At 61.4% G+C, this 16800-nt stretch carries 20 protein-coding genes and 1 tRNA gene; 12 read left to right on the forward strand and 9 right to left on the reverse strand.

Annotated elements, in window-relative coordinates; genetic code table 11:
• A partial coding sequence (locus FJV77_RS17375; RefSeq protein WP_246691295.1) for a beta-ketoacyl-ACP synthase III occupies window positions 1-962 on the forward strand: 962 nt, incomplete at its 5' end.
• A gap of 103 nt (window positions 963-1065) precedes the next feature.
• Window positions 1066-1389, forward strand: a complete 324-nt coding sequence (locus tag FJV77_RS17380) for an integration host factor subunit alpha (protein WP_006201891.1) — start codon at window positions 1066-1068, stop codon at window positions 1387-1389.
• A gap of 76 nt (window positions 1390-1465) precedes the next feature.
• Here FJV77_RS17380 and FJV77_RS32420 read toward each other — a convergent pair whose 3' ends face one another.
• Window positions 1466-1603 carry a hypothetical protein gene (locus FJV77_RS32420; protein WP_185970357.1) on the reverse strand — a complete coding sequence of 46 codons (138 nt, stop codon included), beginning with the start codon at window positions 1601-1603 and terminating at the stop codon, window positions 1466-1468.
• Here FJV77_RS32420 and FJV77_RS17385 point away from each other — a divergent pair.
• A complete protein-coding gene (locus FJV77_RS17385; RefSeq protein WP_142868005.1) occupies window positions 1602-2144 on the forward strand; it encodes a MerR family transcriptional regulator in 543 nt (180 codons plus the stop codon). The genes FJV77_RS32420 and FJV77_RS17385 overlap by 2 nt on opposite strands.
• An 89-nt stretch (window positions 2145-2233) precedes the next feature.
• A complete protein-coding gene (locus tag FJV77_RS17390) occupies window positions 2234-2536 on the forward strand; it encodes a DUF883 family protein (protein ID WP_142868006.1) in 303 nt (100 codons plus the stop codon).
• 123 nt (window positions 2537-2659) lie between these two features.
• Here the strand turns inward: FJV77_RS17390 and FJV77_RS17395 are convergent, their stop codons facing one another.
• Entirely contained in the window at window positions 2660-2929 is a 270-nt protein-coding gene (locus FJV77_RS17395; protein WP_142868007.1) for a hypothetical protein, read from the reverse strand.
• A gap of 419 nt (window positions 2930-3348) precedes the next feature.
• Here FJV77_RS17395 and FJV77_RS17400 point away from each other — a divergent pair, with 419 nt between their 5' ends.
• Window positions 3349-3552 carry a hypothetical protein gene (locus tag FJV77_RS17400; RefSeq protein ID WP_142868008.1) on the forward strand — a complete coding sequence of 68 codons (204 nt, stop codon included), beginning with the start codon at window positions 3349-3351 and terminating at the stop codon, window positions 3550-3552.
• Window positions 3553-3781: 229 nt separating this feature from the next.
• On the opposite strand, the gene FJV77_RS32425 is transcribed toward FJV77_RS17400, so the two are convergent.
• The gene (locus FJV77_RS32425; RefSeq protein WP_185970358.1) at window positions 3782-3988 is read right to left on the reverse strand and encodes a hypothetical protein; all 207 of its coding nucleotides are present in this window, start codon (window positions 3986-3988) and stop codon (window positions 3782-3784) included.
• A gap of 170 nt (window positions 3989-4158) precedes the next feature.
• Entirely contained in the window at window positions 4159-4773 is a 615-nt protein-coding gene (locus FJV77_RS17410) for a hypothetical protein (protein WP_142868009.1), read from the reverse strand.
• 297 nt (window positions 4774-5070) lie between these two features.
• On the opposite strand from FJV77_RS17410, the gene FJV77_RS17415 reads away from it, so the two are divergent.
• The 4 genes from FJV77_RS17415 (at window position 5071) to FJV77_RS33280 (ending at window position 7335) form a co-directional block, all read left to right on the forward strand.
• A complete protein-coding gene (locus FJV77_RS17415) occupies window positions 5071-5352 on the forward strand; it encodes a helix-turn-helix transcriptional regulator (RefSeq protein ID WP_142868010.1) in 282 nt (93 codons plus the stop codon).
• A 114-nt stretch (window positions 5353-5466) separates the two neighbouring features.
• Window positions 5467-5925 (forward strand): YbaK/EbsC family protein, encoded by a 459-nt coding sequence (locus FJV77_RS17420; RefSeq protein ID WP_142868011.1) that lies wholly within the window; start codon window positions 5467-5469, stop codon window positions 5923-5925.
• A 49-nt stretch (window positions 5926-5974) separates the two neighbouring features.
• Window positions 5975-6763 carry a hypothetical protein gene (locus FJV77_RS17425; RefSeq protein ID WP_142868012.1) on the forward strand — a complete coding sequence of 263 codons (789 nt, stop codon included), beginning with the start codon at window positions 5975-5977 and terminating at the stop codon, window positions 6761-6763.
• Between the two features lie 185 nt (window positions 6764-6948).
• Window positions 6949-7335, forward strand: a complete 387-nt coding sequence (locus tag FJV77_RS33280) for a CatB-related O-acetyltransferase (RefSeq protein ID WP_246692529.1) — start codon at window positions 6949-6951, stop codon at window positions 7333-7335.
• A gap of 83 nt (window positions 7336-7418) precedes the next feature.
• On the opposite strand, the gene FJV77_RS17435 is transcribed toward FJV77_RS33280, so the two are convergent.
• A tRNA-Pro gene (locus tag FJV77_RS17435) sits at window positions 7419-7495 on the reverse strand.
• Window positions 7496-7639: 144 nt separating this feature from the next.
• Between FJV77_RS17435 and FJV77_RS17440 the strand changes: the two genes are divergently transcribed.
• Window positions 7640-8608, forward strand: coding sequence for a glycosyltransferase (locus FJV77_RS17440; RefSeq protein ID WP_185970359.1), 969 nt, complete (start codon window positions 7640-7642; stop codon window positions 8606-8608).
• A 48-nt stretch (window positions 8609-8656) separates the two neighbouring features.
• Window positions 8657-9640, forward strand: coding sequence for a glycosyltransferase (locus tag FJV77_RS17445; RefSeq protein WP_348643826.1), 984 nt, complete (start codon window positions 8657-8659; stop codon window positions 9638-9640).
• Between the two features lie 35 nt (window positions 9641-9675).
• Here the strand turns inward: FJV77_RS17445 and FJV77_RS17450 are convergent, their stop codons facing one another.
• From FJV77_RS17450 to FJV77_RS17465, 4 genes are all read right to left on the reverse strand, one after another.
• A complete protein-coding gene (locus FJV77_RS17450) occupies window positions 9676-10923 on the reverse strand; it encodes an O-antigen ligase family protein (protein ID WP_185970367.1) in 1248 nt (415 codons plus the stop codon).
• Window positions 10924-10988: 65 nt separating this feature from the next.
• Complete coding sequence (locus tag FJV77_RS17455; RefSeq protein WP_142868015.1) at window positions 10989-12524, reverse strand: undecaprenyl-phosphate glucose phosphotransferase; 1536 nt, start codon at window positions 12522-12524, stop codon at window positions 10989-10991.
• An 84-nt stretch (window positions 12525-12608) separates the two neighbouring features.
• On the reverse strand, window positions 12609-13739 hold the full coding sequence (locus FJV77_RS17460; RefSeq protein WP_142868016.1) for a glycosyltransferase: 1131 nt from the start codon (window positions 13737-13739) through the stop codon (window positions 12609-12611).
• A gap of 7 nt (window positions 13740-13746) precedes the next feature.
• Complete coding sequence (locus FJV77_RS17465) at window positions 13747-14310, reverse strand: polysaccharide biosynthesis/export family protein (protein ID WP_112561792.1); 564 nt, start codon at window positions 14308-14310, stop codon at window positions 13747-13749.
• A 264-nt stretch (window positions 14311-14574) separates the two neighbouring features.
• Here FJV77_RS17465 and FJV77_RS17470 point away from each other — a divergent pair, with 264 nt between their 5' ends.
• Window positions 14575-16794 carry an exopolysaccharide transport family protein gene (locus tag FJV77_RS17470; protein ID WP_142868017.1) on the forward strand — a complete coding sequence of 740 codons (2220 nt, stop codon included), beginning with the start codon at window positions 14575-14577 and terminating at the stop codon, window positions 16792-16794.
• The last annotated feature ends 6 nt before the right edge of the window (window positions 16795-16800 follow it).

The following is a 16800-nucleotide window of genomic DNA, read 5'->3' on the forward strand; positions in this document are numbered from 1 at the left end:
GGCGTGGGCGGGGCCCCGGGGCCGCGCTGCCCCGCCGCATCATGAAGAATGCCGATTTCGAAGGCATGGTCGAGACCTCCGACGAGTGGATCGCCCAGCGCACCGGCATCCGCCAGCGCCATATCGCGGCTGACGACGAGACGACGGCGTCGCTGGGTGAGGCGGCCGCACGCGCCGCCCTCGACAGCGCCGGGCTGACGCCGGCCGACATCGATATCATCGTGCTGGCGACCTCGACGCCCAACAACACCTTTCCGGCAACCGCCGTCGAGATCCAGAACCGGCTCGGCATGCATCACGGCTTTGCTTTCGACATGCAGGCGGTGTGCTCGGGCTTCGTCTATGGCGTGACCACCGCCGACCTCTACATCAGAGGCGGCTTGGCGAAGCGCGTGCTGGTGATCGGCGCCGAGACGTTTTCGCGCATCCTCGACTGGAGCGACCGCTCGACCTGCGTCCTGTTCGGCGACGGCGCCGGTGCGTTGGTGCTGGAAGCGGATGAAGGCACCGGCGGCATTGCCGACCGTGGCGTGCTGGCGATGAGCCTGCGTTCCGACGGCGCCCACAAGGACAAGCTTTTCGTCGATGGCGGCCCCTCGACCACCGGCACGGTCGGCCACCTCAGGATGGAAGGCCGCGAAGTATTCAAGCATGCCGTCGGCATGATCACCGACGTCATCGAGGCGACGTTCTCGCAGGCTGGCATCACAGCCGACGATCTCGACTGGTTCGTGCCGCATCAGGCCAATAAACGCATTATTGACGCTTCGGCCAAGAAGCTCGGGATTGCCGAACAAAAGGTAGTGGTCACCGTCGATTTGCACGGTAACACCTCGGCTGCCTCCGTGCCGCTGGCGCTTTCGGTGGCCGTCGCCGACGGCCGTATCAAGAAGGGCGACCTCGTGCTCCTGGAAGCAATGGGCGGCGGCTTCACCTGGGGCGCGGTTCTCGTTCGCTGGTAAGTGCCGAACGGTCCGGTTCGGTCCTTGACCTTGCCGGATCAATTACTTAGGCTCTGCCTTTGCTTGTATCGATTTATGTTTTTAGAGCTGATGGGACGGTCGCATGGGGGGAAAGACACTTACGCGCGCCGACCTTGCCGAAGCTGTTTACCGCAAGGTCGGCTTGTCGCGCACTGAATCGGCGGAACTCGTCGAAGCGGTGCTGGACGAAATCTGCGAAGCCATCGTACGCGGCGAGACGGTAAAGCTGTCGTCCTTCGCCACCTTCCATGTTCGTTCCAAGAACGAACGCATCGGCCGCAATCCCAAGACCGGCGAGGAGGTGCCGATCCTGCCACGCCGGGTGATGACCTTCAAGTCGTCGAACGTGCTGAAGAGCCGTATCCTGCGCTCGCACCAGAACAGCAAGGCCAAGGGCGGCAAATAGGTTTCTGCAGCAATTCCAGGAAAAGTGTGAAGCGGTTTTCCCGGGAAAGCGTGTAGCGCTTCCCAAGGGAATTGCGTCAAGGACACACAAAGCTTCGGTTGAAAACGGTCGCCGGTTTGACGCCGGGCTTGAATGTTGTTTCATAAACCGCTGAAATAATACCCGATTCGGCAAACTCGGCCGGATCGCCGTCCAGCGTGAGGATTTCGCCCATGGACAAGAGCCCCGACGCTTTCCGCACCATCAGTGAGGTCGCGGAGGATCTCGATCTGCCGCAGCACGTGCTGCGCTTCTGGGAAACCCGTTTCAACCAGATCAAGCCGATGAAGCGTGGCGGCGGACGCCGCTACTACCGACCGCAGGATGTCGAACTGATCAAGGGCATCCGCCACATGCTCTATGACCAGGGTTACACGATCAAGGGCGTGCAGAAGCTGTTGCGCGAGAACGGCAACCATTTCCTGGTCGCGATCGGCAATGGCGACATGGCTGCCGTCGAGGCGATCTCGCAGCGCAAGCAGGCCGATCAGGTGCCGCTGACGCCGGCGGCGCAGCCGCGCGGCATGGATGACGAGATGCTGGTCGGCCAGCCCAAGGTAAAGCCCAGCCGCCGGTTTTTCGGCCTGGGCAAGACCGAGGAGGAAGGTCCGGTTCAGCCCGGCGCGTCGAAACTGTCGCGCGACAACCGCGCCTTGCTGCAGGAGGCGCTGTTCGACCTCCTCGAATGCAAGCGTCTGCTCGATCAGGTGCGCTAGACCTCTCGGTCAATTGCCAGAGGCAAGCAAAATCGGAACCGGCTCTGCGGCCATGCGTTTGGCCTTCTCTGAAAAGAAGGAAAACAATCATGGTATCGCTTTCGACCCTCTCCGATCTCGATCTCGAAAAGCAGGTCGCGACCCTTTCCAAGGAGCTTGCCGCCGTACGGAAAGCCATGGCCAAACGCGGCGGCGGTTACTACGAGGACGGGCGCGATGCTGCCTCCGACTACTATGCGCAGCTTGCCGACCGCATCAGCGATGCCATGCCCGCAATCAGGAAGCAGGGCAGGGCGATTGAAAAGACGGCGCGCGATCATCCGGCGACGGCGGCTGCCGTGGGTCTGGTCGTAGTCGGCCTAGTCGCCAGTCTGTTGCTCAGCCGGCGCTAAAGCAATTCCAGGAAAAGTGTGAACGGTTTTCCGTCCGGAATTGCGTAAAAACAAAGAGGCCTCGCACAAAAGAAAATGGCGGCCGTCCCGCGGACGGCCGCCATTTGCTTGATCAGGGGCCGATTACTTGGCGAGCTTGATCTTGCCCTGCGGCGAAACCTGCGCGGTCTGGCTGCACTTGCCATAGACCGTGCCATTCTTGTCAGTGGCATCGGTATAGGTGCCCTTGCACTCGATCGAGAGCACCAGGCAATGGCCGGAGCCCTTGCAAACCGCGCCGCCGTCGCCCGTGGGATGCGTGCCGTTGGCGAAAGCCGAGGTCGAAACCGAGGCTGAACCGAAAGCCGCGACGACGAAAGCCGCGGCGAGCGCGATGCGCTTGAAGTTGGTCATTTGAGCATTTCCTTCTCTGGATCGAGGATCGCCATCGTGGCGTCCTTCTGGGTTGGGATCGCCTTCTTGGCGTCCATGCCGGGTTAGTGCGGCTCCCAGAGGAAAGGTTCATGCGTGGTTCGAATTTTCTTCGTGTTTTTTCGCTAAGGTGATTTTTAGCCTTCATTAACAGCCGGCGCCTGGCGGGAACGGCCGGCATCGATCATGCATTTGGCGGGAAGCGCGCTGGCATGGACGCGCGGCATGCCATGCGAAGGTCGCACGGTGGTGTGCCGAAAATGGCCGGCCAAGACCGAGTCCGCCCCGGCTCATGTCAGGTGGCGGCAGCAGTCGTTGTCGCCATCTTGGCACCACGCTTTTTGCCCCGCCCGGCTGCGGCTATAACGCCAATCCAAAGATACCGGCGGAGGAGGCGGGGCGTGGTCGCAAATTACATCGACGAGTTCATCATGTTCTGCGTTGGGCTGTGGGCGACAGGCGTTGGCTTTGGACTGCTCCAAAGTCCTTTTCAGGCTCGGTCAGGTCAGCAGCCGTGGTTGCTGCAGGTCGCGAAGCATTTCAAATGGATGGGACCGCTGTTGATTTTGATCGCGATAGTGCTCGCATTCGCGGCGCCATCCTAGCGGGTTTTCGGCAACGCACCGAGACGCTCGCGGTGTCCTGCAGCATGCCTCGCAACCGCTGTGCTCCTCGGCCTTGTGCCTGACACCTTCGTTGGTTGCTCGCCTTCGGGCGCTTGGGCGCCATCGAATCCTGTCTTCATCTCGCCACGGCTCGCCGGCAAAAACCAATGGGAAGGCGGCCTTGGCGAGGACTCCAAAGCCAGCCTTCCCATCGGGCAAGTCAGCCGGCTCAGGCCTTCTTGGCTTCCACCTTCTTGTGGTGATGGTGATGGTGGTGATGATGGCGGTGATGCTTCTTGTGGTGCTTGTGGTGATGATGATGGTGGTGATGCTTCTTCGCCACCGGAGCTGCGTCCGCGCTGCTGGCGCCGATGATCGGCAGCGAGACAGCAAGGGCGAAAGCCAGCCCGAGAGCCGACAGGAGGGACTTCTTCATGACTTCGTTTCCTTTTCTGCGCGGGCTGAATTTGACCGCCACCAAGCAAGATCGGTGACATGAACCCCGCAGCCATGACTATCGCCTCCGAATTTTTCGACAGTTTTTCCCGACTGTAGAATCTTGTTTCTGGATTGTGTCTGGCGCCAGCGCAGGCGCAGCAACCGCTTTCACATCGGCGGAACGACGCCGTTGTTGCCGACCACGACCCGGCCGGCGGTCAGCGTGCCGTCGCTGCCACGCTCGGCGTTGACGAACACCGCGGCACCGGGCTGAAGGTCGGCCGCTGTGGCCGGCGCGAAGGTCACCACCGGTGTCGTCTGCGGGATCGCGATCTGCTTTTTCTGGCCATTGTCGTAGGTGAGCGTCACCGTCCGGCCCGCAATCTCGGTGACATCGGCAACCGTGCCGTTGGTCATCCGGCTGTTGGGCTCGAGATCCCACGGGCGGTCGCCTTCGCCGGCGCCTTTGAGCGCCGCCGGGAAGATCACCACCTCCAGCGCGCCGCTGCCGCCATCGGCCTTTGAAACCGAGGCAATTCCGAGGAAATCGCCTTGCTTGATATCCCCGGCCTCGGCCTTGGCGACGCCGGAAATCTTCCAGCCGTCAGCCAGCGCGATGGCGTCGGTGGCGCCTTCACGGGTCTTCACCGTCAGCGTCGATCCGGCAAAGGCGGCAACGGTGCCGCGAATGCGCACGGCGTCGGCGGCTTGTGCCTCGACCAGGCTGGCGCCGGCTAGGCCTGCGATCGTGGCGAGCACGATGGCCGATGTCTTCAATGTCATTGGTCTGATCCTCTTGGGGAAAGCTGGTCCGATGCGGTTGCCAGCGACATCAGGCTAACGCGCGAGTGCCCCGAAACCGCTGAACACTTCGGCGTGCGGTCCTTCAAAAGAACTTGATTAGGAGGATCGGGCGGAGATCCCATATGTGGCCGGAGCCAGCGATTTTTAACGCCGGTTCACGATGCCGTGACGGTCGGTTTGGGTCTTGGCAAATCGCCCTTGAGCGGGCATTGTCCCCGCTCTCAGGCAACACCTTTATCATTTGATCCAAAACTCTTTAGCCCCATGGAGTTGCCAATGCCCCAAAATGCAAAACACGAACCCTTCTCCAGGCTGGCGGCCGATGTTGTGCTTGAGCACCCAGGCCTCAAAGCCATCCGGGAAACAAAGGGATACAGTATTGAAGAGCTTTCCCTGACCTGCGGTCTGTCGACCAGCGAGATTGCCGACATAGAGAGCGGTAAGGACACTGACCCGTCGAAACTTCGGCGGATCGCCGCAGCATTGCAATTGCCGGAAACGGCCCTGATCGATGCCCCGGCGCCAACAGCGCCTGTAGAAAATCGGTCCGTTTCATAAACGACGCCGCCAAAGCGTCTCTCAACAAGCTCGCCATGGTTTGCCCTGGCGAGCTTTTTCATGTTCGAGTGGTAGGTGGCTGCCCGCCGGATCGAATGGAGGAGAAACACCGGAATGAGCCTTGAGACTGTGCGTGCCTTTCTGGCTGCCCGTGCGCCAGATATCGAAGTTGTAGTCACCGAAGCCAGTTCGGCTACGGTGGCGCTGGCAGCCGCAGCACATGGCGTGGAACCGGCGCAGATCGCCAAGACCATCTGCCTGCGCGTCGGAGAGCAGACCATGCTGATCGTGGCCGGCGGCATGTCGAGGCTCGACAACCGCAAATTCAAGGACCGCTTCGGCGGCAAGCCGCGCATGCTTGACGCCAATGAGGTTGTCGCCGCCACAAGCCATCCTGTCGGCGGCGTCTGTCCATTCGGCCTGCCGGCGCCGCTGCCGGTCTATGCCGACGTCTCGCTGCGTGCCTTCGATGAAGTCGTCCCCGCGGCCGGCGCCACCAACGCCGCCGTACGGCTCAGCCCGCAGCGCATGGCCGAGATCGTCAACGCCGAATGGGTCGATGTGTGCCAGTAGCGAGCTGAGCGGCTGGTAGAAGATAGGGCGACTCACTATACGTGATGGAATGAACGACGTTTTTGGTTACATCGCCTATGGTGAGAATGAGCTTTACCATCGCGGTGCGCTACTCAGCGCCCTCAAGCTTTTGCACCATTGCCCGGCCGCTAGAATAGTCGTCGCAACTGACAGGACTGAACTCTTTCGCGCTTATCCTGTTGAGACAATGCTCATAACGACTAGGCAGAAAGAGCAGTGGTCTTTCGGAGGAAGCTACCATTTCGGCATCAAGGCCGGGGCTATGCGTGAGCTTTTGCAGCGAGCAAATCGGCTCCTTTTCATGGACACCGACATGTATCCGGTGGGGGACCCATCGAAAGGCTTCCGCTCGATCTCTGCGACCCATTCCTTTATGCGCCTGTGCGAAGGGCCGCATCGCATCTATCGGAGCGCGCTGCCGGGCAAGAACATCAGCATCGGTGGCCAGATCCTGAGCGGCCAGGAACCGATGTGGAACAGCGGAATCGTAGGAATCCACCGCGACAATCTCAGTGCCATGGTGGACGCCTTCGCAGCTATCAAGGCCGTTTATGAGGTGACCGACACGTGGGCGCCGGAACAGTTCTGCCTCGGGGTAGCCCTTTCTCAAAACGGCCGAACCATCAGCCCTCACGGCCTGCCGATCCGACACTACAACACCCGAGGCAAAAAGCAGTTTGCTGAGCCGCGTGTTCATGCGTTCTTTAACGCTTATGGCAAGGTGCCAGTCGGCCAGCAGGTTGCAAAAGCCGGTCGATATCGTCTGTGGCGAACTCCTGCGGATTTCTTGCGCCAGAAGCTCAGGAGATCATCGTGACGGGTTGGCTCCGCATGAGGAATCCGTTTCGATCCAAGCTGCCCTCAAGCGTGACCGTCGGACGTCACACCTATGGGGTGAGCCGGAAGAAGGTGCTTGGAGCGTCTGACGCCACTCCGCTGACGATCGGGGCGTTCTGTTCGGTCGCCGGTAACGTCAGTTTTGAATGTTCCGGGGGAAGTCACGTGCCTTGGGCTGCAACGACTTTTCCGATCCACAGCCGCATGATGGACTCGACCGATCCCAATGCGCATGGTGGCAAACCCGTCGGCATTACCATCGCCAACGATGTCTGGATCGGCCGTCATGCGATGATCATGCCAGGCGTCCACATCGCGGATGGCGCTATTGTAGCGGCCGGCGCCGTTGTCACCAAGGACGTGCCGCCATATGCGATCGTCGGCGGGGTTCCGGCCAGGCTTATCCGCTATCGGTTTTCGCAGGACGTCATTGCGAAATTGCTGGCGATCCGGTGGTGGGAATGGAGCGACGAGAAGATCAAGCAGGAGGCTGCTTTGCTCACAGGCCCCATCGAGCCTTTCCTGGGGCGACACGCCGGCGTGACGCCGTAGGAAACGCATTTTGCGATTGGCTGTAATGCGGCTGAGAAATCGCGTGGCCACTTTGGGGGAAGCAGCTAGCCGCCTGTGTTGTTTGGTCGGAGTGGCCGGATTCGAACCGACGACCCCTTGACCCCCAGTCAAGTGCGCTACCGGGCTGCGCTACACTCCGGACCGCGCAAAGCCATATATTTTCAAGGGTTATGGTGCAAGCGCTAAAACGGCGCGTTGGACCGGAAAAGTCGCCAGGCATCCGGCCTTGTCGACGCTACGCCAAGGCGATATGGCTCGCCCATATCGATTAGAAGGATTGCGCGTGGCAAGTTCCTGTTTTTTTCTAGCGGCTGACGCCAACTATTTCCCGTATGCATGCCTGGCGGCGCGCAGAATTCTGGATGTTTCGGGAGACGCAACGCCAGGCTTCATCCTGCATGTTGGTGCACGCGATGCCGATATGCGTGTTGCTGAGCGCCTGCTGAAGAATCGCCTTCGCATAATGGACGTCTCGGCGTTGTTTGCGCAGGCCGGCCATACTTTCCGGCCAAGCAATGTCGGCACTTTTGTGCGGCTTTTCGCCGACCAACTGCCTCAGTTCGCGGACTATGATCGCATCGCCCATGTCGATTGTGATGTTCTGTTCAATCGGGATATCGGTGACCTGGTGGGCCAGACTTTGCATGCTCCGTTGTTGGCCGCCCATGACGACTATATGTATTTCCGCCCGAGCTACCGGCAGAAGTTGTCGATGCAGCCGGGAGCGCCTTACTTCAATGCCGGTATCATCGTCTTCAATATGCCGTTGGTGCGCGAACAGGGCCTCTTGCACCGCGCCAGGGACGTGGCCGTTGCCGGGCAGATGAACGATCAGAACGCGCTGAACATCGTCTTCGAGGGCAAGTGGCAGACGATGCATCCGAACTGGAATTTGATGTCCAACGATACGAAGGAATTTCGGTTCGCCCAAGCCTATGCACGGCATTTCGCCGGCGGCAAGCCGTGGGGGAACCAGGTCGACGTAGAACTCGAAGCGCTTGCCGTCTGGCGCGATCTCGCAAGGGATACGCCCTGGCTTCAGCCCTTCCGGCAGCGCATTCCCTTTGAGCGAGGCATCATGAGGCGGTTCGCCCGCAGGTTCGACGGCATCATGGGGATGCTGCCGAACAAGGATCGGTATCGGCGGCGCGCACGGTATGATGGCGGCAAGGTGCATAAGATGTATGCCGAGCATGCCCTTGCCGGTGCGATGGCCGTGCAATTTCCCGAAGTACTCGGCGGTTTCGCTTGAGATATCCGCGACTTCAATCCGTAAGGCGAAGGGCAGGAGAATTAGACTGTGTCGCAAACGTCATGCTTCTTTTTCGCCGCCGATCAAAGGTATTTTCCGTACACCTGCTTGGCAGCGCGCCGCGTGCTGGATGTCTCTGGCCCCGTCGACGGCTTTATTTTGCACACCGGTATTATCCCAGCCGAAGACCGGTCTGCCGGCGAGCGCTTGCTCGAGGGAAGGATCGGCATCATCGACGTAACGAAGTTCATGGAGGCGACGAACTTCAACCGTGGAACGCATCCCACTCTTGCGACCTACATCAGGCTGTTCGCGGATAAATTGCCTGAATTCGAGCCATATGACCGCATCGCCTATTCCGACGCCGACGTGCTCTTCAACCGATCGATAGCCGATCTCTGCAACACACCGCTCAACGCGCCGTTGCTGGCCGCTCACGACGAGCAGACCTACTTCGACGCGAAGTACAGGCAACATCTGCCGATGCAGCCCGGTGCGCCGAAATTCAATGCTGGCGTTCTTCTCTTCAACATGCCGCTGCTCAGGGCTGAGGGGCTCCTGGAGCGTACGCGGCAGCTGGCGTCGGAACATGTCTACGGGATGGATCAAGGCGCGTTGAACGTGGCCTTCGAAGGCCGGTGGCAGACGATGCATCCGTTCTGGAACGTGATGACCAACTACTCCAGTCAAATCCCTTTCAGGAGATCCTACGCCCGCCACTTCGCCTGGGGCAAACCTTGGGAGCCTCGCCCGGTCGGTGTCGAGGTCGACGCCATGGCGATCTACCGCGATCTGGCGAAAGGCACGCCCTGGGCCGGCCGCTTCAGCCGCAGCTGGCCGATCAAGCGAGGCATCATGAAGAACCTCGGACGCAAGTTCGACGCCATCAGCGGCATTTTGCTGAACGACGAGAAGCGCAAACGCAGGGCGAGGTTCGACGCGGAAAAGGTCAGTGCAATCTTTGCCAGCCATGCCGACAATTCGATGCTGGCCGTGCAATACCCCGAACGGGTCGCCGGTATCGCGAGATAGGTGAAATATCTCTGCAATCCGTCAGCAGGGCGGAGTCATCCGAACTCGGCGGTTTTCCCACCGCTTCGGATTGTCTCCGCCCTCAATTCCCTCTGATGCCGGTATTCCAGCGCAATCGCGCCCCAGATCAGGCCGAGCAGCAGGTAGACGTGGCGCCAGTGGTCGATGTCGATGAAGGTGCCGAGCCCGATATTGCCGATGAAGGCGACATAGGCGCAAAGCAGATAGGGTTGCCAGGGCCGGTCGCGCAAAAGGATGCGGAAGCCGGCCGCGATCGTCCACAGCGTCAGCGTCAGGAACGAGACGAAGCCGAGCCAGCCATAGTCCATCAGCGTCTTCAGCCAGATGTCGTGCGTGTCTTCGCCAAAAATGGTGCCGAACACCAGCGGGCCGATGCCGAGCGGATGCTCGAGCGCCATCTGGAAGCCGATCGTGTAGCGGGCGAAACGGCCAAGCCGAGCCGTGTCATAGCTCTGTTCCAGCTGGGCGCGGCTGGAAAACATTTCGCTGACACCCGGCAGCTGCAGGATGACGATCATGGCGACCACCAGCAGCGCGACGGCGGCAATGGTCATGATGACGACGCGCAGCCGGAACTTGCCGCTGTTGCTTTGCAGGAACAGGGCGCCGGTGAGCAGGATCGCCGAAACGGCGAACATCCCCCAGGCGCCGCGCGAAAACGAAAAGAAGATACCGGCGGTGATGATCAGCAACGGCACCGCCAGCAGCGGCATGCGCGCGATCGACCCGGTCAGAAGCAGATAGAGGAGATAGATGCCGGGCAGCACCAGGAACGGTCCGAACACGTTCGGATCCTGGAAGGCGCCCTGGGCGCGGTCGTATCTGGTGAAGATGTCGGCGCCGGGGAAGGCGTGGAAATAGCCGGCAATACCAAGCAGCGCTGTCGCCACGGCGGAGAAGACGTAGGCGATGAAGATCAGCCGGTAGAGACCAGGCTGCACTGCCGTCACCGAAGAGAAGAACACCGCGGTGAAGGCGAGGAACAGCGAGACGGCGAGATAGAGCGGCGTGTTGGCGAGATCGGCCATCTGCGTCATGGCCATCATGCCGCCGATGTTCATCGTGATCAGCAGCACCAGCAGCGGCACGGCAGCGCGCGATATGCGCAGGCCAAACAGCGCCCACACCCCGATCAGCCCGACCATGAAGAGATCGTAAGGCGCCGGTTCGTCGATGACGAAGCCCGAGAGGAAGACGCCAAAAAACACCGCGCCTGAGGATATCAGCGCGATCAGCTTGGCGTTGACCACCGAAGGCGGCAACGTGTTGACCGCGGCCCGCGACAACGTGTTGACCGCAGCCCGCGGCACCTCATGGGAAATCGCGCTCAATAGGCGTTTTCCGTATTGAGCAGCCGCAGCGGTGTCAGGCACAGGATGCGCAAGTCGAACAGCATCGACCAGTTTTCGATGTAGTAGAGGTCGTACTCCGTGCGCATGCGGATCTTCTCATTGGTATCCATCTCGCCACGCCAGCCATTGATCTGCGCCCAGCCGGTGACGCCTGGCTTGACCTTGTGGCGGGCAAAATAGCCGTCGACCACCTCGTTGTAGAGCAGGTTGTGCGACTGTGCGGCGATCGCATGCGGGCGCGGACCGACCAGCGACAGCGAGCCGAACAGCGAGTTGAAGAACTGCGGCAGTTCGTCGATCGAGCTCTTGCGGATGAAGCGGCCGACGCGGGTGACGCGCGGATCGTTCTTGGTCACCGTCTGCTTGGCGCTCGGGTCCGAGCGGTCGGTGTACATGGAACGGAATTTATAGACCTCGACGATTTCGTTGTTGAAGCCGTGCCGCTTCTGCTTGAACAGCACCGGCCCCTTGCTGTCGAGCTTGATGGCAAGGGCCGTCACCAGCATCACCGGTGAAAACAGGATGATGCCGATCAGCGAAAAGACGATATCGAAAGCGCGCTTGGCGACCGAATCCCAGTCGTTGATCGGCCTGTCGAAGATATCGAGCATCGGCACCGAGCCGATGTAGGAATAGGCGCGCGGGCGAAACTGCAGCGCATTCGAATGCGCAGAGAGCCGGATGTCGACCGGCAGCACCCAGAGTTTTTTCAACAGCTGCAGCACCCGCGTTTCGGCGGTCAGCGGCAGTGACACGATCAGCATGTCGATGCGCGCGATGCGGGCGAATTCCATCAGCTCCGAGATGGTGCCGAGCTTGGGGTAGCCGGCCACGATCGGCGGCGAGCGCTTGTCGCCGCGATCGTCGAAGATGCCGCAGATGCGGATGTCGTTGTAGGGCTGTTTTTCGACCGAGCGGATCAGCATCTCGGCCGCCTTGCCGCCGCCGACGATGACGGCGCGGCGTTCCATGCGGCCGTCGCGCGCCCAGCGCCGGATCAGCTTCGACATCACCAGGCGCAGGCCAAACAGCAGAAGCAGGCCGATGACGAACCATGTGCCGAACAGCAGGCGCGAATAATCCTCCGACATCTTCATGATGAAGGCCGTCAGCGCCATCAGCGCGAAGGTGCCGGCCCAGACCGCCAGCACGCGGCCGAGGTTGGAGATCGGCCGCATCAAGGCGGAGATCTGGTAGCAATCGCTGACGTCGAGCAAGACGACGGCCAGGAACGAGGCCGCGGCGATGGTCAGCGGATATTGCCAGGCGAGGTAAGTGAAGAAGCCGACAAAATGAAAGTAGAGCACGAGTCCCGACAGGAACAGCAAGGCGAATTCGACGATGCGCAGCACGCCGCTGACCATGACCGGCGACATCGTATCGCGCCGGTATTGCGAGGCGACCTGGCGGGCAACACTGTTCATGCCGCCGGGCGTGGGGCTCTCGGCAGGACCGTCGAATTTGCGCACCGCATCGGCCGAAAAGCGGCGCGTGGGGTCGGTCTCGTTCATCGGGTTTCCCACAAGCTTCCGCCATGACCATAGCAGAAGAGAGCTAAAAAAACCTTGAGACAACCTGTGGTTTTGGCAAGTAGCCTATTTGCTGAGCGCGGCGAAATAGGCTTTTTCGATTTCGGCAGCCATCACATCGGCGCCGAAGCGCGCCTTGAGGCTGGCGGTGTCGGGCATAGCGCGCCGATAGGCGTCGAGATCGCCTAGTGCCTCGCCCATCTTGTCACCGAGGTCGCGCGAATCGGGACGGATCAGGGCAGGGGATCCCTCACCGAAGATTTCGGGTATGCCGCCGACTGCGGTGGCGATCATCGGCCTGACGGCGGCCAGCGTCTCGAGTACGATATAAGGCATGGCTTCCGCGCGCGACGGCACGACCACGAGGTCGGCCAGCGCAAAGGCGTCCCTGGCTGGCATTGGCGGCAGGAAGCGAACCTGTTTTTCGAGCCCCAGCCGTTTCACCTGCGTGTGGTAGCGTGGCAGGTCGTCGCCGTCGCCAACCATGACTGCGGTCAAGCGACGCTCGAGCTGCGTGCCGGCCAACGCCAGCGCGTCGATGAAGATGTCCGGGCCTTTGAGGTCACGCATCATGCCGATGTAGAGCAGGTCAGCGGCATCAGGCACGGTTACAACCGGCTCGAACTCAGCAGCGCGCAGGCCGTTGTAGACCAGCGTGTTCGGGATTGGCGGCTCGCCGACCTTCCGTCGGTAGGTGCGCCGCTCATAGTCGGAGACGAACAGCAGGCAGTCGGTGAAGCGCGCCATGAAGCGCTCCAGCGCGAAGAACAGCTTCCCGGTCGTCGTCGTTTCGTCATAGTGGAGGGAGCCACCATGCGGCGAATAAAGGCGGGCTACGCGAGACCTTGATACCCGCAACAATGAGCCGAACAGACGGGCATAGGCGCCACCTTTGGCGCCGTGCCCGTGCAACACGTCCGGCCGCAATTCCTTGATGATTCGATAGGTACGCCAGGCCGAGGCGAGGTCGCCCGGTCCGACATGGCGCTGCATTGGCGTGCGATGGATACCAAGCGCCAGGCTGTCCTTCATCTGGTCGAACAGGTGTTCCTCGTATTCGCCGCCTGTGGTCGAATCACAGACGATGCCGACAACGTGCCCGGCGGCGAGTTGTGCCTCCGTCAGGTCGCGCACATGCCGGAAGATCCCGCCGACGGGTGAGCGAAAGCAGTGGACGATCCTGAGCTGGTCCGCCACGTTGATGTCAGAACAGGCGTTCGCGAACGTAAACGGTATCGCCAGGCAGCAAGGGGTCGGAGGTAACCACCCTGCCGGTCATCACCTTGCCGTTGATGTCGCGGGTGATGTCGACGCTTTCCTGGTTGGCGCGCGGCGAGAAGCCGCCGGCAATCGCAATCGCCTTCTGCACGGTAAGCCCCGGCACATAGGAATACTGGCCGGCCGCGCCCACTTCGCCCATGACGAAGATCGGCCGGTAGCGGTCGATTTCGACCGACACATCGGGGTCGCGCAGATAGCCCTGGCGCAGTTTGTCGGCGATCTCTTTTTCCAGCTGCTGGGCCGTGTGGCCACGTGCCGGCACGGCGCCGACCAGCGGGAAGGACATGTAGCCGGACTGGTCGACGCTGTAGGTATTGGTCAGCCCGTCCTGCTCGAACACGGTGACGCGGACACGGTCGCCCGCGCCGAGCCGGTAGGGCTGGTCGAGCACTTCGTGGAAGGCCGCCGGCGTCGGCCGGTAGCTGGAGCAGCCGGCGAGCATCGACACGGCCAGCAGAGCGCGAAACAGACCAGCAGCGCTTTTCATGATCGGACACACACCTTCGTCGCTGTGGCCGCCATGACGCGGCGGCAAACCTTAGGGATCTGGGTTTGTTATCATCCTGTTAGGGTTAATGGCCGGTAAAGGGACGCAGCCGATTTGGCGGCAATCGACAAAAGCCGAGTAGTTTCGCGGCCTTTGTTTGCCCGCTGTCAGCAAACCCTAACGGGTGCTTACCGCGATCTTAACGGCTGGGTTACCATAGTTGTTTACGGTAACATCTAGACTCATGTTCCGGAGCAGGAATGCATGTCCGTTCAGTCCGCGGCCGCAGATGTCGATGTCGACCTGAGACAGCTCTTCGCCAGCCTGGCGAGGAACTGGCTGCGCATCCTTGTGGTCACGCTCATCGTCACCGGTCTCGCCTTCGCCTTCGCCTGGCTTGCCACGCCGCATTACAAGGCGACGACGCAGCTGAAAATCCAGCTGAACGAATCGGCCTATACGCGGCCTGCCGGAAACAATGAAGACGACAGACCTGTGCTCGATGCGGAAGGTGTAGCGACCGAGGTTCAGGTCATTTCCTCGTCCGACATTCTCAACAAGGTGGCTCGCGATCTGAATCTGGGCGAAAAGCCCGAGTTCAACGATGCGCTCGACATGTCGCCGGTAAGCTGGCTTCTGGTCACTGCTGGCCTGAAAAGCGATCCGGCAGAGATTCCGCTCGATGAGCGTGTACTGCAGAAGATGCGCGACAAGCTCAATGTCTATGGCGTGGAAAAGACGCGTGCCATCGCCGTCGAATTTTCCTCGGAAGATCCCGAGCTTGCCGCCAAAATCCCGAATGAGATCGCCAGGGCCTACCTGGCCTATCAGGCGGATGCAAAGACCAAGTCGAACGCTGCCGCGACCGCCTTCCTGGGGCCGGAGATAGACGAGTTGCAGAAGCAGGTCAGGGATGCCGAGGCCAAGGTCGCGGCCTTCCGTTCCGCGCAGTCGGACCTGTTGATGGGCGGCAACAATTCGGTGCTGGCGACACAGCAATTGTCCGAACTGTCGACCGAACTGTCGCGTGTGCGCGCCAACCGTGCCTCGGCCGAGGCAACGGCCGAAAGGGTGCGCCAGGCCTTGCAGGCCGGTGGCTCGCTGGACGCTGTACCCGAAGTGCTGTCTTCCGATCTGATCCAGCGGCTGCGTGAGCGTCAGATCGAGCTCAGAACCAACATTGCCGATCTCTCCACCACCTTGCTCGACAACCATCCGCGCCTGCGGGCGATGAGATCGCAGCTTGCCGACCTCGACGGCCAGATACGCAACGAGGCGCAAAAGGTTATGCGAGGGTTGCTGACCCAGGCTCAGACCGCCCAGGCGCGCGAAAACCAGCTCATGTCGGACGTCAACAAGCTGAAGGCGGCGTCGTCGCGCGCCGGCGAGGAGCAGGTCCAACTGGATGCGCTGCAGCGCGAGGCGAATGTCCGGCGCCAGCAGCTTGAATCCTATATGGCGAGTTTCCGCGAAGTGTCCTCGCGCAAGAACTATCTGCCGGTCGATGCCAGCGTGTTTTCCGAGGCGCGCGTGCCATCGGAACCCTATTTCCCCAAACTCGTCCCGATCGTCGGCGCCGCTTTCGTCGGCTCGCTGCTGCTGATGTCGATCATCACGCTTCTGCAGGAGCTGTTTTCGGGCCGCGCCATGCGTCCGGCCCCCGGCGCCCGATTCGAGCGTATCGAACAGGTCGCAATGCCAGTCGCGTCGGCGCCGGTCGTCGAGCCGGAACCGGTGGCAGCTAAGACCGAGGAGGCGGAAGACCGGCCGGCGGATATGGAGCATGAACTGGAGCCGAAGGCGGTTCCCGAGTCGGCCCCCGCAGCGCTGGAAGAAGCAGCGGCCGCAGCCGCAGACGCGGAACCCGAACCGGTGCGCTCCAGCCTCGGCGAGATCGACGTCGAGAAAGCGGCGGAAAAGCTGATCGCCAGCGGTGCTGCGCGCGCCATCTTCGTCTCGCCTGAAGGCGACGAGGCCGCGGCCTCGGCGGTGCTGGTGGCGCGCGAAGTCTCCGACGCCGGCCTGCGCGTGCTGCTGCTCGACCTGACCGCATCGGGTGCAGCCTCGCGGCCGATGCTGGACAGCGGACTGTTCCCCGGCATCACCAATCTGCTGGCTTCGGAAGCGCAGTTCAGCGACGTCATCCACGCCGACCTCTATTCAGACTGCCATGTCATTCCCGTCGGCACCGCCGACCCGGTTCGCGCCATGCGCGCCGCCGACCGGCTGCCGATCATCATGCAGTCGCTGACCACCGCCTATGATCTGGTCATCGTCGAATGCGGACCGGCCGACGCGCACAGCATCAGCCGACTGGTTGGCGACAGCACCGAGGTCTTTCTCTCCATGCTGCAAGCGGACGATGAGGTGGCGCAGGCCGCCGTCAAGCTGATCGCAAGCGGCTATCCCGACCTCACTCTGGTGACGCCGATTGGCCATGAGACGCCGGGAAACCCCGTGCCGGGACGACGTAGCGCCGCCTGAGACATC

This window comes from Mesorhizobium sp. WSM4306 (assembly GCF_007003975.1).
Classification (GTDB): domain Bacteria; phylum Pseudomonadota; class Alphaproteobacteria; order Rhizobiales; family Rhizobiaceae; genus Mesorhizobium.

Coding starts and splice junctions, on each gene's coding strand:
- FJV77_RS17385 (WP_142868005.1), top strand. CDS start 1,602: ATGGACAAGAGCCCCGACGCTTTCCGCACCATCAGTGAGGTCGCGGAG.
- FJV77_RS17470 (WP_142868017.1), top strand. CDS start 14,575: ATGTCCGTTCAGTCCGCGGCCGCAGATGTCGATGTCGACCTGAGACAG.
- FJV77_RS17415 (WP_142868010.1), top strand. CDS start 5,071: ATGCCCCAAAATGCAAAACACGAACCCTTCTCCAGGCTGGCGGCCGAT.
- FJV77_RS32425 (WP_185970358.1), bottom strand. CDS start 3,988: ATGAAGAAGTCCCTCCTGTCGGCTCTCGGGCTGGCTTTCGCCCTTGCT.
- FJV77_RS17465 (WP_112561792.1), bottom strand. CDS start 14,310: ATGAAAAGCGCTGCTGGTCTGTTTCGCGCTCTGCTGGCCGTGTCGATG.
- FJV77_RS17395 (WP_142868007.1), bottom strand. CDS start 2,929: ATGACCAACTTCAAGCGCATCGCGCTCGCCGCGGCTTTCGTCGTCGCG.
- FJV77_RS17425 (WP_142868012.1), top strand. CDS start 5,975: ATGAACGACGTTTTTGGTTACATCGCCTATGGTGAGAATGAGCTTTAC.
- FJV77_RS17410 (WP_142868009.1), bottom strand. CDS start 4,773: ATGACATTGAAGACATCGGCCATCGTGCTCGCCACGATCGCAGGCCTA.
- FJV77_RS17380 (WP_006201891.1), top strand. CDS start 1,066: ATGGGGGGAAAGACACTTACGCGCGCCGACCTTGCCGAAGCTGTTTAC.
- FJV77_RS17455 (WP_142868015.1), bottom strand. CDS start 12,524: ATGAACGAGACCGACCCCACGCGCCGCTTTTCGGCCGATGCGGTGCGC.
- FJV77_RS17390 (WP_142868006.1), top strand. CDS start 2,234: ATGGTATCGCTTTCGACCCTCTCCGATCTCGATCTCGAAAAGCAGGTC.
- FJV77_RS32420 (WP_185970357.1), bottom strand. CDS start 1,603: ATGGGCGAAATCCTCACGCTGGACGGCGATCCGGCCGAGTTTGCCGAA.
- FJV77_RS17420 (WP_142868011.1), top strand. CDS start 5,467: ATGAGCCTTGAGACTGTGCGTGCCTTTCTGGCTGCCCGTGCGCCAGAT.